14 protein-coding genes are annotated in these 13,663 nt (G+C 41.2%); 9 read left to right on the top strand and 5 right to left on the bottom strand.

Translation table 11 applies throughout. The features are described from left to right. The first annotated feature begins 147 nt into the window (after window positions 1-147). Together NQ541_RS06945 and NQ541_RS06940 are read left to right on the top strand one after the other, a co-directional pair. The gene (locus NQ541_RS06945; protein ID WP_023923083.1) at window positions 148-840 is read left to right on the top strand and encodes an iron-sulfur cluster assembly scaffold protein; all 693 of its coding nucleotides are present in this window, start codon (window positions 148-150) and stop codon (window positions 838-840) included. Between the two features lie 14 nt (window positions 841-854). After that, window positions 855-1,865, top strand: coding sequence for a GGGtGRT protein (locus tag NQ541_RS06940; RefSeq protein WP_005611813.1), 1,011 nt, complete (start codon window positions 855-857; stop codon window positions 1,863-1,865). A 970-nt stretch (window positions 1,866-2,835) separates the two neighbouring features. Here NQ541_RS06940 and NQ541_RS13150 read toward each other — a convergent pair. Continuing rightward, entirely contained in the window at window positions 2,836-2,940 is a 105-nt protein-coding gene (locus NQ541_RS13150; RefSeq protein ID WP_226968922.1) for a zinc-ribbon domain-containing protein, read from the bottom strand. Window positions 2,941-2,975: 35 nt separating this feature from the next. Here NQ541_RS13150 and NQ541_RS06930 point away from each other — a divergent pair, with 35 nt between their 5' ends. The 3 genes from NQ541_RS06930 (at window position 2,976) to NQ541_RS06920 (ending at window position 5,224) form a co-directional block, all read left to right on the top strand. Beyond that, window positions 2,976-4,403 carry a hypothetical protein gene (locus NQ541_RS06930; protein ID WP_005611815.1) on the top strand — a complete coding sequence of 476 codons (1,428 nt, stop codon included), beginning with the start codon at window positions 2,976-2,978 and terminating at the stop codon, window positions 4,401-4,403. A gap of 198 nt (window positions 4,404-4,601) precedes the next feature. Continuing rightward, a complete protein-coding gene (locus NQ541_RS06925; RefSeq protein WP_005611816.1) occupies window positions 4,602-4,829 on the top strand; it encodes a type II toxin-antitoxin system HicA family toxin in 228 nt (75 codons plus the stop codon). Between the two features lie 50 nt (window positions 4,830-4,879). Then, the gene (locus NQ541_RS06920) at window positions 4,880-5,224 is read left to right on the top strand and encodes a type II toxin-antitoxin system HicB family antitoxin (RefSeq protein WP_005611817.1); all 345 of its coding nucleotides are present in this window, start codon (window positions 4,880-4,882) and stop codon (window positions 5,222-5,224) included. A gap of 250 nt (window positions 5,225-5,474) precedes the next feature. On the opposite strand, the gene NQ541_RS06915 is transcribed toward NQ541_RS06920, so the two are convergent. The 3 genes from NQ541_RS06915 to NQ541_RS06905 form a co-directional block, all read right to left on the bottom strand. After that, window positions 5,475-6,020: a Uma2 family endonuclease gene (locus NQ541_RS06915; protein ID WP_005611818.1), complete on the bottom strand. Its 546-nt coding sequence runs from the start codon at window positions 6,018-6,020 to the stop codon at window positions 5,475-5,477. A 206-nt stretch (window positions 6,021-6,226) separates the two neighbouring features. Then, window positions 6,227-6,601 carry a helix-turn-helix domain-containing protein gene (locus NQ541_RS06910; protein ID WP_005611819.1) on the bottom strand — a complete coding sequence of 125 codons (375 nt, stop codon included), beginning with the start codon at window positions 6,599-6,601 and terminating at the stop codon, window positions 6,227-6,229. A 220-nt stretch (window positions 6,602-6,821) separates the two neighbouring features. Continuing rightward, the gene (locus NQ541_RS06905) at window positions 6,822-8,093 is read right to left on the bottom strand and encodes an MFS transporter (RefSeq protein ID WP_005611820.1); all 1,272 of its coding nucleotides are present in this window, start codon (window positions 8,091-8,093) and stop codon (window positions 6,822-6,824) included. Between the two features lie 360 nt (window positions 8,094-8,453). Between NQ541_RS06905 and NQ541_RS06900 the strand changes: the two genes are divergently transcribed. Continuing rightward, entirely contained in the window at window positions 8,454-8,789 is a 336-nt protein-coding gene (locus NQ541_RS06900; protein ID WP_005611822.1) for a cupin domain-containing protein, read from the top strand. Between the two features lie 207 nt (window positions 8,790-8,996). Here the strand turns inward: NQ541_RS06900 and NQ541_RS06895 are convergent, their stop codons facing one another. Then, a complete protein-coding gene (locus tag NQ541_RS06895; RefSeq protein ID WP_005611824.1) occupies window positions 8,997-9,827 on the bottom strand; it encodes a hypothetical protein in 831 nt (276 codons plus the stop codon). A gap of 175 nt (window positions 9,828-10,002) precedes the next feature. On the opposite strand from NQ541_RS06895, the gene NQ541_RS06890 reads away from it, so the two are divergent. The 3 genes from NQ541_RS06890 (at window position 10,003) to ilvC (ending at window position 13,641) form a co-directional block, all read left to right on the top strand. Then, complete coding sequence (locus NQ541_RS06890) at window positions 10,003-11,847, top strand: ABC-F family ATP-binding cassette domain-containing protein (protein WP_005611825.1); 1,845 nt, start codon at window positions 10,003-10,005, stop codon at window positions 11,845-11,847. 140 nt (window positions 11,848-11,987) lie between these two features. Continuing rightward, entirely contained in the window at window positions 11,988-12,485 is a 498-nt protein-coding gene (gene ilvN, locus NQ541_RS06885) for an acetolactate synthase small subunit (RefSeq protein WP_005611826.1), read from the top strand. Between the two features lie 136 nt (window positions 12,486-12,621). Next, window positions 12,622-13,641 (top strand): ketol-acid reductoisomerase, encoded by a 1,020-nt coding sequence (ilvC, locus tag NQ541_RS06880; RefSeq protein ID WP_005611827.1) that lies wholly within the window; start codon window positions 12,622-12,624, stop codon window positions 13,639-13,641. Window positions 13,642-13,663 lie beyond the last annotated feature (22 nt).

Below are 13,663 nucleotides of genomic sequence, written 5' to 3'. Positions count from 1 at the left end.
ATGGTACAGGCATCCGGGGCAGACAGGTGTGCCACGGTGAACAGGAAGAGTATCATGCATAGGAAGAAAGGGTTCTCTGAGCCCTTTTTAGTGCGAAAAAGTGTACCGTATACGAAGAAAATCATACATATTGAAAGGAGTATTAACATGATTTATTCACACGAAGTAGAAATGATGTGTCCGGTAGCCCAGGGCGTAAACCATGGCGCAGCTCCAATTCCAGAAGAAGCTAAATGGGTAAAGGCAAAAGAAATCAAAGATATCTCCGGACTTACGCATGGTGTAGGCTGGTGTGCTCCACAGCAGGGTACTTGTAAGCTGACACTGAACGTAAAAGACGGAATCATCCAGGAGGCACTTGTTGAGACAATCGGATGTTCAGGAATGACTCATTCCGCAGCTATGGCTTCTGAGATCCTTCCGGGAAGAACACTTCTTGAAGCACTGAATACAGACCTTGTCTGTGATGCGATCAATACAGCTATGAGAGAACTGTTCCTTCAGATCGTTTACGGAAGAACTCAGAGTGCATTCTCAGAGGACGGACTTCCGATCGGAGCAGGACTGGAAGACCTTGGAAAAGGACTTCGTTCACAGGTTGGTACAATGTACGGTACACTGAAAAAGGGACCTCGTTATCTTGAGATGACAGATGGTTATGTAACAGGAATCGCACTGAATGAAGATGATGAGATCATCGGATATCAGTTCGTAAACTTTGGCAAGATGATGGATTTCATCAAAGCCGGAGACGAGCCTGCTGTTGCTCTTGAAAAAGCAAAAGGACAGTATGGACGTGTTGACGATGCTGTTAAGATCATTGACCCGAGAAAAGAGTAAGGAGGACTATTTCAATGGCATTATTTGAATCATATGAAAGAAGAGAGAAACAGATTCTTGCAAAACTTGCTGAGTATGGAATCAACTCCATCGAAGAAGCTGCTGAAGTAACGAAAGCAGCCGGTCTTGATGTTTACAAGATGATCGAGGGAATCCAGCCAATCTGTTTTGAGAACGCAAAATGGGCTTACACTGTAGGTGCAGCTATCGCAATCAAAAAGGGATGTACAAAGGCAGCAGACGCAGCAGCAGCAATCGGAGAGGGACTTCAGTCTTTCTGTATTCCGGGATCTGTTGCAGATCAGAGAAAAGTTGGTCTTGGACATGGTAACCTTGGAAAGATGCTTCTTGAAGAGGATACAGAGTGCTTCGCATTCCTGGCTGGACACGAGTCATTCGCAGCAGCAGAGGGTGCAATCGGTATCGCAGAGAAAGCAAATAAGGTTCGTAAGAAACCTCTTCGTGTTATCCTGAACGGTCTTGGAAAAGACGCTGCTCAGATCATTGCACGTATCAACGGATTTACATATGTTGAGACAGAGCTTGACTATCATACAGGAGAGCTGAAAGAAGTATTCCGTAAGGCTTATTCTGACGGACTTCGTGCAAAAGTTAACTGCTACGGAGCTAACGACGTAGTAGAAGGTGTTAAGATCATGTGGAAAGAGAACGTAGATGTATCCATCACAGGAAACTCTACAAACCCGACAAGATTCCAGCACCCGGTAGCAGGAACATATAAGAAAGAGCGTCTTGAAGCTGGAAAGAAATATTTCTCAGTTGCTTCAGGTGGTGGTACAGGACGTACACTTCACCCGGACAACATGGCAGCAGGACCGGCTTCTTACGGTATGACAGATACAATGGGACGTATGCATTCTGATGCACAGTTCGCTGGATCTTCATCTGTACCGGCTCATGTTGAGATGATGGGTCTGATCGGTGCTGGTAACAACCCGATGGTTGGTATGACTGTAGCCGTTGCAGTAGCTGTTGAGGAAGCTGCTAAGGCTGGTAAGTTCTAAGAAACCCAGTATTTATTGCATTTCTAGACTTGCAGAGAACTGACGAAACTTGATAAAAACTGGCATATCTATATGCTATGTGTATATTAAGTGTATACCACAAAGTGTATACTAAAAGAGGGAGTAGCGTTGTTGCTATTCCCTCATTTTTGGTCCAACTTTTCCAAATCTGTTCGTAGCCATTCTACGTCTCGAACCGTGTAAGTTGATTCTGTTATATCCTTTATGTTGTGTCCGACCAATTGCTGGGAAACTGGTTAAACCAATCATACTACAACGTAATTGGAAACAATAAGCGTGAATGTTGCGAAAGGCAGAAACAAATGATTGGATGGTATATGGTGATAGTAAGTCTAAGTACCTAGTAGAAATATTTCTACAGATAGGATAACATCAGCCGGACGAAAACTCACAGCTTCATCTTCAGAGACTACCCACCCTTTGAGCCGCTACTGCCTAGTGTAGCGACTTTTAATGTATAGTCCTCGTGTAGTGGCAACTTATCTTCCACTATAATCATGGTACGCATGTGTCTGCGTTGGTAAGATGACACAAATTATGGTTCCCATTTCCATCCACACTTACCACATCTATTGATAGTCTTTCCGCTACCGATAAATCCGGTAAGAAATGAAAATCCGTGCTGACCAGTTGTAATCTGGTTTGAACCGCAGTTCGGGCATATAATTGTGGAGCCGCCATTCATAATATAAGAATCCAATTCTGCGTTCGGTATGACTGCATTATACGTCTCTTGTAGAATGATTTTACACTGAAATGGATTCAACGTATTGAATATCCAGTCTGCCTGTTCTTTTGAAACTGAGCGAAAAAGTGTATACGGTGGATTGTCAATAATCCTTTTTGATGATGTTAAGTCTAACTTTAAAAGTGGTCTTATACATCCTATGAGCTTAGTCTGATTTTTATATTTTACTGTATTGCTCTCGTATCCGGCATAAATAACATCCTATGAAATATCAGTTTTATTATTAAGTGGGTATCCGCAGTGAATACACTGAACTGATTTGTCAGAAATTTCTTTGCCACATTCAGGGCATTTTATTAAAGACATAACCACACCTCCTATTGATTTTATTCAATTTTACCATGAAATCACCGATAAGTCTATTGTCTGTTGGTAAGGCAGCCAGTGGAATAAAATCTTTAGCGGATGCTGGTGCTGCGGCTCAATTAGCATTTGAAGGTATGCTTGGTGCAATCAGTCCTCTCACACTTGCGATTGCTGGTATCGGTGCCGCATTTCTTGTATGGAAAGCATACAACAACTATATTCAAGAACAAGTTCAAGCTGCTCAGGAAGCTGGAAACGCATGGCAGGAATCTAATCATTCTATCGAAGAATATAAGAACAGAGTCGTAGAATTGCGTGATCAGTTAGCATCTGGGTCACTAACAGAATCTGAAGCATATCAAGCAAAATCTGAGTTGCTATCAATTCAGGAAATGCTTACTGAGGCATATGGAAGTCAAGCTGAAGGTATTGACCTTGTAAATGGATCTCTGCGCGAGCAGATTGGTCTTATGGAACACTTAAGCCAATCAGATGCGAATAAATATCTGAATGAAAATCAAGAAGGCATCAACAAAGCAACAAAGGAAATGGAGAAGCAGCGTAATTATTTCCTTGGTGAATATTTTGAAGAGGCAGTAGACCCTGCGTCAGAAGCAATCAAGAAAGCATTAGCAGCATCTCAAGAAAAATATGGTGATCTAATCACATCAAGCAATGACATGATCTTCTTCAATGGAGATGCTTCACAAGCAGAAGCTGCTCTGAATGATTTTATGACTGATGTACGTAAGGCATCAGATGAGCTTGGTGGCGATTATGCATATGTACTGGATGCTATATTCAGCAATTCTGAAAGCGGTCTGAAAGATGCGAATGAAATTCTGGATAAATATCAAGAGGTGTATGAACAGGCAAAAGCTGCCGAATTAGCTGCTGATTCAACACAATATAAAGGTACTAATGGAGTGGTTCAGACAGCTGCGAAGTGGATGAGTGATTATTCAAAGGCAGTGCAAGAATATAATGATGCACTAGCGGGCGGAGATTCGTCTAAAATAGCTGAAGCAAAAACAAACTTTGATGCAGTAGATAAATCTGTGCAGTGCAGAAGGTATGAGCCAGGAAAGAGAAACTACGGCTTTAAGCATGAAGGAAAAGAGTATACGGTGTACTTCGATAACCGGGGATTTAACGTAGAAAGCCAGGACAAACAGCACAAAGAGTATCTTAGGGACTACGAACTAATGGAACTGCTGGAAGCTATGCTAGAAGCCGGGTACTTCGGAGTAGTGGAAACGCTGAAAAATACGATAAAGAAGACGGTTAAGAAGGTGTCAGAATCTGACACAAAGAAAGCAGAAAGACAGATCCAGGAAGCAGTAGAAAAGAGCCAGGCGGCAGTAGTCGAAGAAGTAGATATAGCAGAAGCTACGGGTATTCTTACGGCTGATCTATTCCAGTTACGGGAATACATAAACGAAGACGATTTTTACGCATTATAGGAAATCGTAATTAACTGTGAGTTAGCAGCAAGAAAGGGCGTGGAAAGATGAACAATAAGACAAAAGAAACTTGAAAGCAGCACCGGGAAATAAAAAACCATATTACGCACTATTAGAAGATATGATAGAGCCTATTATAAAAACATTGACAAATAGTACTATATATGGTACTATAATATCAAGAAAGGAAGTGACACAGTGCCAAGCGTAGAAAAGATAATTGAAAAAATGAAAAGACAGCCAAACGGAATACGCCCGGAAGAAGCTGACAAAGTATTAAGGGCTTACGGTTATGAAGGAGTAAGGCAGAAGGGAAGCCACAAGCAGTACTTGAACAAAGAAACAGGCGACTTAACAACAATCAAACAGGAAAGCCCATTAAAGAAAGCGTACATAGTAGATATTCTAAACAGGATAGGGGAGTAAATCCCCTAACATGGATATAATATAAGAGTAAGAAGGAAGGAGTGCGAGCAATGGAAGTTAAAGATTATATGAAGCTGCCATATACAAGATTAGTACAGGAAATGAACGACGAAAGCGGGCATTACTTTTACGGAAGAATCTTAGAACTGGACGGCTGCCAAAGTACAGGCGATACGTTAGACGAATTATACGAAAGCCTTAACGAAGCTATGGAAGGATATATAGAAGTTAAGTTAGAAAATAATTTAGCAATTCCTGTACCGGAATCAGTAAACAACTATAGCGGGAAGTTTGTTGTAAGGCTGCCTAAGTCATTACATCAGCGTTTAGCAATCGAAGCAGACAAAGAAGGCGTAAGCCTTAATCAATTAGCGTTATACAAATTGGCACTTTAAATATAAGGCTACAGTTTCTGTTGAGGAAGCTGCTAAGGCTGGTAAGTTCTAAAAAATAGATCAAGTAAATATGGAAAAACCCTTGAAAATACAACATTTCAAGGGCTTTTCTTTTATGTGAAAATATTGATTTGTTTTAATTTGAAAACCAGTAAAAACGGGTGAAAATCACATTATTTGTCGATTATTTGTATACCGAGATTTGTCGATAATATAATAATATTTAAAAAAGAGAACCGAGGCGTTTTTTTTATTTCAGTAAATCTGCAATACAGATCTTCAAATCATCGTAGATCCCAACAGAAATCTCATCATCAAAAGAATATTGATTGGAATCTTCTACGTCACCAAAGAAGTAGGTCTGAACCGTTTGCTTCATTGGATTCACAATCCAGTATTCACGAACACCGGCTGTACGGTATTTAAACAATTTTGTGAGGTAATCCATGCGTTGGCTGCTTGGTGATACGATCTCTATAATAAAATCAGGAGCACCATTACATCCTTTTTCATTAATCCGGTTAGGATCACAAATCACGGAGATATCTGGTTCTACATAATTGTGGTCGTCCTGATTAAGAAAAACGGCAAATGGAGCAGGGTAAACTTTGCACGGTCCGCTGTTCTTTTTGATGTAATCGCGAAGAGTTGCGGAAAGCTCCATTACCAGTTCCTGGTGGAAGGGACTCAGTGGAGCCATATTATAGATCTGTCCATCGATCAGCTCAGCACGCTGTCCATCAGGAAGAGAGTAGATATCTTCAATTGTATAGTTGTTTGATTTTGGTAATGGCATATGCTTACGTCCTTTCTAATCGAGTTTCTGAGTAGTGTTCACCATTTTGCCCAAGTGGGAAAATGGTCATTAAACAATTTATTCACCTATGTCAAAATTAAAATCCGAGTTCTTTCCTGAGGTCATCCTGTGAGCAGGATGGCTGATAATCAGGATCTCCGGATTTCAATACATACATAAGTACTTCATCAGAAAAGACGGGTGAATCACCCGCTTTTTTCGTCTTCGCAGAGACTTCTCAGGTAAGCTTTAATCACGTCACGCTGATCAGCACTCAGCTCCAGATACTTCTGAATAATCTTTTTATCTATATTATCAAGATCGTAATCATCGGCAAGATCATCCAAAGCAGTATCAGGGATATTAATGAAAGGCTCTCCTTTTTCTCCGGTGAGCCAAAAGTAATTTACTCGGAACTCACGGCAGATGGATTTAGCCATTTGTTCAGTTAAATTATTTTTTCCATTTTCAATTAAGCTAAGAGCAGATTTTTTGATTCCTAATTTTTCGCCAAACTTTTCTAACGTAAGATTGACATTAGGATGCTTTCTTATCATTCGCACTCTTTCACCCTGTGTCATAGTCTCACCTCCCTTGAATTGATGTTAACACTACTGAAAGATGAAGTCAATGCATAAAGTTTACAAAATAAACAAAAATGTTTTGTGATATTAATTAAACAAACCACAATATTTGCAAGACAAACGAAAGCGAGGTGAGATGAAAATTATACTGATCCTATTGCTTGTAGTAGCAAAGGTGATATACTTTCAGTGTATTCTTTTAAAAACCTGTATTATCTCAGAGCTGAGTCAGCTTTTTCTCTTCTCTTTTTATTCTGATAGTCAGGCAAAGGAAGAGAAAGGCTGCTCCCAGTATGGCAACAATAAGCATTGCATATCCCATAGACGGGTCAAGGAATACTGTTCTGCCTAAAAAGCGGTTGCTGAGCCTTGCAACGAGCGTATTTCCGACGACATTTACTAAAAAGTAATAGAGAATACCAAATAGTACAAAAGTTGCGGGATAGCTGAATCTCACAACGGTCAGGGGAGTTGTGACTATGCAGGCAATGACCATACCGATATACAGAAGTGCAATAAAAAGGATCATAAACTGTGAGGTCAGGATCCGGTATAGGTTGACAAGTCCTCCGAGGCGGTTACTGAAACCATCATAAATTCCCTCTGCATAAGTATTGATCGCCGACTGGGCAGATGCTGAATCGGATAAAAGAGAAGCAGTGATCAGCTTTTCCATTCCATCGGATAGCGGAATCTGCTTTTTTATTTCGGTCAATGCAGTGGAGGCAATCTGAACCAGTTCATTGCTGATATCAACATGGATCTCATCAAATTCTTTGCCGCTTGCAATTCCCTGAACCATAGCCTGGGCATATTTTTCAGCAAGAGCATCTACAGCAGGAGAATTTTGCAGTTTATCCTGGATCTGCCCCAGAATTTCAATATCATCTGATGGAAGAGAGTCAAATACAGTATCCATCATACGTTCGGAGATTGCGGAAGAAAGTCCGGCATCTTCGAGAATATAATTAACGTAATCCTTAGCATTCCATATAAGGCAGCCAAATGTCAGAAGAAGGATCAGAAGGGCATGGATTATAAAAAACCGTCTCTTTTTAAAGTCTCTTTTTAAGAGAGAACCGACACGCATTTTGTAAACTTCATTCCACGGAAGAGTAGATGTTTCTGCCGGAAGTTCCCGGAGTGTCTCGATTTCGTTGATCCTCAGGAAGTCTTCCATTGCCTGGCGGTGTTTTTCAGTGGCTGGTTTGAAAAGGACAAGTGACAGCCGGTCTTTGACCTGAAAGAAATAAAAATCTCCACTGACGGCACATTTCCGGAGGTTCTTTTTAGTCAGTATAATCTTGTCTGATACGGTCAGTGAATCCTCGTTGATTTGATATTCAAGAGGAGGTCTCCTTTGCCATTTCCAGTGCAGCCTCTGGGCAAGTTTTAATTTTTTCTTTTCAGATCTGTCAGGATAGAGAAGGCGACAGACATGATAGCAATCTTCTATAGTAAAAGAAACCACTTTTTGTTCTTCATTCATTTAATCATCTCCTCAGAATTATTCTATTATTAAGGTTACACAAAAGTATAGTTTCTTTCAGAACAGGAGTCAATGTTAAAATTCCACTGTTACTTCTTCTGACATTAATTTTGAAGCTCTTTTTTAATACAGGAATCCTTGCGATCATTGTTGCTGCAGGAATGTATCTGGTCATGACAGTAGCATATTCTAAAGCGTGCGTTCAGATAAGGAAAGAAAAATCTTCCGTTAAAATTTTTGATAAATGTTGCGAAAAAATATCAACAAGCTTATACTGTAAAAGTAATAAAAAAGCAGGGGCAGGGATACAGAACGGGTATCCTGTCCCGTAATAAAATACTGTAGCAGGAGGAGATAATCATGAGTGAACTGAAAGTCGAAAGAAAAGAAAATATGTGCGGTGGAGAAGGCCATATCCTGATCAAGCATATTCTCGGTGAAAAAGAGTTAAATGGAAAATGCGGATTATATGCAGAAGTGACGATCGAACCAGGATGTTCTCTTGGATATCATGAGCATCATAATGAAAGTGAGACATATTATATCCTGCGTGGAGAGGGAGATTATAATGATAATGGTGTGATCCGTCCGGTAAAAGCAGGAGATGTTACTTTTACTCCGGATGGAAAAGGACATGGGATGAAGAATATAGGCGATACAGATCTTGTATTTATGGCACTGATTATTTTTGATTAATTAACAGCAGGTAACGAGATTAAAAAAGACAGCAGATCCGAAAAGACGGGAGTAGATCAGAAGAATTTTCTGATTCCGTGGATCTGCTGTCTTTTTAAATGATGCAGGTAACGGACGGAAGTCCGTATCTGCACGAAAATCCGTACCTGTACGAGAGTCTGACAACGGCTACAATGGGCTTTGTGGAATATATTTCTCCGTGTAAAATCAGCTCATATGCCGCCGGATCAGGCAGGAAATGACTCCGGCGGCACAAAGTCCCAGCAATGCGTTATGGAGAGAACCGTATACATCGAAAGCACCTTTGATGCCATAGATGATCTCCGGACTGTCGGGAAGAAAATGACTGAATAAAAAGCAGAGGTAGGACGTGATAAATACCAGAAGAAAGGAAAAAAGACCTCTTCCAGTATCTTCTTTTATGGTTCGTTCGTTCTCTCTCACGCGTACCCGGGTCATTGTCCAGATCAGGGAGATAAATTCAAAGAAAAGGAAGATCGCTGCAATACACAGGTAGGCAGCCAGTGTCTGAGAAATACTTTTCTTCCGGATCGATTCCTGTATGTCGCCATAAGGGGTGCTTGCACGCCAGAAATTATATAATACAAAAATAGTTGTAGCAAGGATCAAAAGGACTGAGAGCTGCTGGAGCAGGAAACCGGTCAGCCTGGAAAGAGCTTTCCCACCCTTTTTTATCGGAGCTGCAAGAGGAACTCCACTTCTTTTCCGGGAGCGTGGATCACTTCTTTTTCCGGTTTCATATTCCGGTTCTTCTTCGGAAGGATGCCGCTTCTTACGCTTTCTGTCGGAAGGGCTGTAGATAGCATCGTCATATTCATTTTCTGCACCTTCGTCAGGGTATTCATCGCCGGGATATTCCTCTTCAAAATAATTTTCCTCAGAATCATCCTCATCAGAATCGTCGGTTTCATAAAATTTGCCGTTATCAAAATCATCCTCATCATAGACTGGATCTTCTTCATATGTAACTTCAAAATCATCATCAAAAATATCATCAAACTCTTTTTTCTGACTCATAAGAAATCCCTCGCTTTCTATTGATCCACAGATTTAATCTGTAGATTTTTAATTAAAGACTGTTAAGAAATAACTTTATCATGATATAATGTCTGTTGAGATTTAACAAGCAAATTTTGAAATCTTTAAAATAAAATTCAGAGTTTCTATAGAAAAAGCAGAGGAGTCAGTAGAAATGAATATAATCAATCTGGAACATATCAATAAAATCTACGGGGAGAAAGTGATTTTTGAGGATGCTTCTTTTGGAATACAGGAGAGAGATAAAATCGGGATTGTCGGAATCAACGGGACAGGAAAATCGACTTTACTGAAAGTAATCGCCGGTGAAGAAGTGCCGGACAGTGGACAGGTAATACGGCAGAATGGACTGAAGCTTGCATTTGTACCGCAGAACCCGGTTTTCCCGGACGGAGCGGATATCCGTTCTTATGCACTGGAAAGTGGGACAGATGAGAGCTGGCAGGTAGAGAGTAATCTGACAGAACTTGGAATCACAGATTTTGATCAGAAAATTGAGCAGCTTTCGGGTGGACAGAAAAGAAGAGTTGTACTTGCAAAGATCCTTGCCGGTCATTTTGATGTACTGTTGCTGGATGAGCCGACAAATCATCTGGACCAGGAAATGATCACCTGGCTGGAAGAGTATCTGCGTTCCTACAGAGGAACTGTTTTGATGGTAACGCATGACCGGTATTTCCTGGATCGTGTGACAAATCGGATCCTGGAACTGAGTCACGGAAAGATGTATGGATATGATGCGGACTATACCGGATTTCTGGAATTAAAGGCGGCAAGAGAGGAAAGGGAACTTGCGACAGAACGGAAGCGGCAGAGTGTACTGCGGATGGAACTGGAATGGGCGAAACGTGGCTGCCGGGCAAGGACTACAAAGCAGAAAGCAAGGCTAGAACGTCTCGAAGAATTGAAGAATGGAAAAGCACCGGTGAAGGATCAGACGGTGGAACTGGATTCAGTTGAGACAAGAATGGGGAAAAAGACGGTGGAACTGCATCATGTAAGCAAAGCATTTGGAGAAAAGAAGATTTTAAATGATTTTGATTATATTGTGCTGAAAAATCAGAGACTTGGGATTATTGGATCGAACGGATGCGGCAAATCCACGCTTTTAAAAATGATCGCAGGGATCGTACAGCCGGACAGTGGAACCATCGAGATTGGAGAAACCGTAAAGATCGGATATTTTGCACAGGAAGAGAAGCATATGGATGACAGCCAGAGAGTGATCGATTATGTAAAAGATATTGCAGAGTATATCACGACGAAGGATGGCAGGATCAGTGCAACACAGCTTCTGGAACGTTTTCTTTTCACGCCGGATATGCAGTACGCACCGATCGGAAAGCTTTCGGGAGGAGAAAAAAGACGGCTGTATCTTCTGGGTGTCCTGGCTGAAAATGCAAACGTACTTTTGTTTGATGAGGCAGGAAATAATCTGGATATTCCGACACTGACTATTTTGGAAGACTACCTGAATTCTTTTACCGGGATTGTGATCACGGTATCCCATGACCGCTATTTTCTGGATAATGTCGTAGACCGTATTTTTGAACTGGATGGAAAAGGCGGGATCCGTCAGTATGAAGGCGGGTACAGCGATTATCTGAATGCAAAAAGACAGCAGGAGGAATCTGCGGCAATGGTTTCTAAAATAAAAACTGGAAGTTCCACAGGGAAGGGAGAAAATAAAAAAGGAGAAGAAACCGCGACAGAAGAAAATAAGGAAGAGAAGGCTTCTAAAAAGACCTGGAAGCAGAACCGTCAGGAAAAAGTGAAATTTACTTATAAAGAACAGCGGGAGTATGAGACCATCGATGAAGATATTGCAAAGCTGGAGGAAAAGCTGGCATCAATCGAACGGCAGATCACTGCCAATGCCACTAATTCAGTGAAACTCCGGGAGCTGATGGAAAAGCAGGAAAATTGTGCGACAGAACTGGAAGAAAAAGAGGAACGGTGGATGTATTTAAATGAGCTTGCAGAACAGATGGGACTGTGAGACAACAGAAAAAATAAAAAACAGAATCCGCTCTAAAATATTCAAAAATACTCTTGACAAAGCCGCGTTAAGTTGTTAATATTAAGGAAAACAGAACGCACTCTGTTTTTGTAGATTCAAACTGGAAAGAGAGGATACGCATGAGAAGTCAGGTTTATTCACTGCTCGTGGACAACAATCCAGGTGTCCTTAGCAGAATCGCAGGACTGTTCAGCCGCCGTGGTTACAGTATTGACAGTATCACAGCCGGTATGACAGCAGATCCAAGATTTACAAGAATCACAGTTGTCTCATCAGGAGATGAGCTGATCTTATCTCAGATTGAAAAGCAGCTCCGCAAGCTGGAAGATGTAGTGGACATCAAGATGCTGAAAGAAAATGAGTCGGTCTGCAGAGAACTGATCATGGTGAAGTTAAGAGCGGATGCTTCACAGCGTGGTGAGATTATTTCTGTGGCGGATATCTTCAGGGCGAAGATCGTTGATGTCGAAGAAGATTGTCTGATGATCGAGCTGACAGGAACCAAGAGCAAACTGGAAGCGTTTTTAAATCTGCTGAAGGATTACGAGATACTGGAACTTGCGAGAACCGGAATCACAGGATTATCCAGAGGCAGTAAAGATGTAGCATTTTTCTAAAATATAAAAGAAAAATCTACAGGATTTATTTCATTCGTTAGTAAGAGGCATGGACCTTTCACTATACATAGATACCTCCGGCAGAGACCGGAAGATTTCTACGAATATTATTTTATGTATTTAGGAGGAATTTAAAATGGCAGCAAAAATTTATTATCAGGAAGACTGTAACCTTTCTCTTCTGGAAGGACAGAAGATCGCAATCATCGGATACGGCAGCCAGGGACATGCACATGCCCTGAACTTAAAAGAGTCCGGATGTGATGTTATCATCGGTCTGTATGAGGGAAGCCGTTCATGGAAGAAAGCGGAAGAACAGGGATTTAAAGTATATACAGCAGCAGAAGCAGCAAAGCAGGCAGATATCATCATGATTCTGATCAATGATGAGAAGCAGGCAAAACTTTACAAAGAAGATATCGAGCCAAACCTTGAAGAAGGTAATATGCTTATGTTCGCTCATGGATTCAACATTCATTTCGGAACAATCGTACCACCGAAGAATGTCGATGTTACAATGATCGCACCGAAAGCACCAGGACATACAGTAAGAAGTGAATATCAGGCTGGAAAGGGAACTCCTTGCCTCGTAGCTGTGGAGCAGGATTATACAGGAAAGGCTCTTGACAGAGCACTTGCTTATGGTCTTGGAATCGGTGGAGCAAGAGCCGGTGTCCTTGAGACAACATTCAGAACAGAGACAGAGACAGACCTCTTTGGAGAGCAGGCCGTACTTTGCGGTGGTGTATGTGCATTAATGCAGGCTGGATTTGAGACTTTGGTTGAGGCTGGATATGATCCGAGAAATGCTTATTTCGAGTGTATCCACGAGATGAAACTGATCGTTGACCTGATCTACCAGTCAGGATTCGCCGGAATGAGATATTCTATCTCCAATACAGCAGAGTATGGTGATTACATCACAGGATCTAAGATTGTAACAGCAGAGACAAAGAAAGCTATGAAACAGGTACTGAAAGATATTCAGGATGGTACATTTGCAAAAGATTTCCTGCTTGATATGTCTGAAGCAGGCGGTCAGGTTCACTTCAAGGCTATGAGAAAGCTTGCTGCTGAGCATCAGTCAGAGAAAGTCGGAGCTGAGATCAGAAAGCTTTACAGTTGGAGCGATGAGGATAAGTTGATCAACAACTAATCCAGATACGAGATAGTAAAAA

Origin of the sequence: [Ruminococcus] lactaris ATCC 29176 (assembly GCF_025152405.1) — a bacterium.
GTDB classification, from domain to species: Bacteria; Bacillota; Clostridia; order Lachnospirales; family Lachnospiraceae; genus Mediterraneibacter; species Mediterraneibacter lactaris.
Note: the sequence above shows the minus strand (reverse complement) of the source record. Positions and strands in the feature narration are given on the sequence as shown.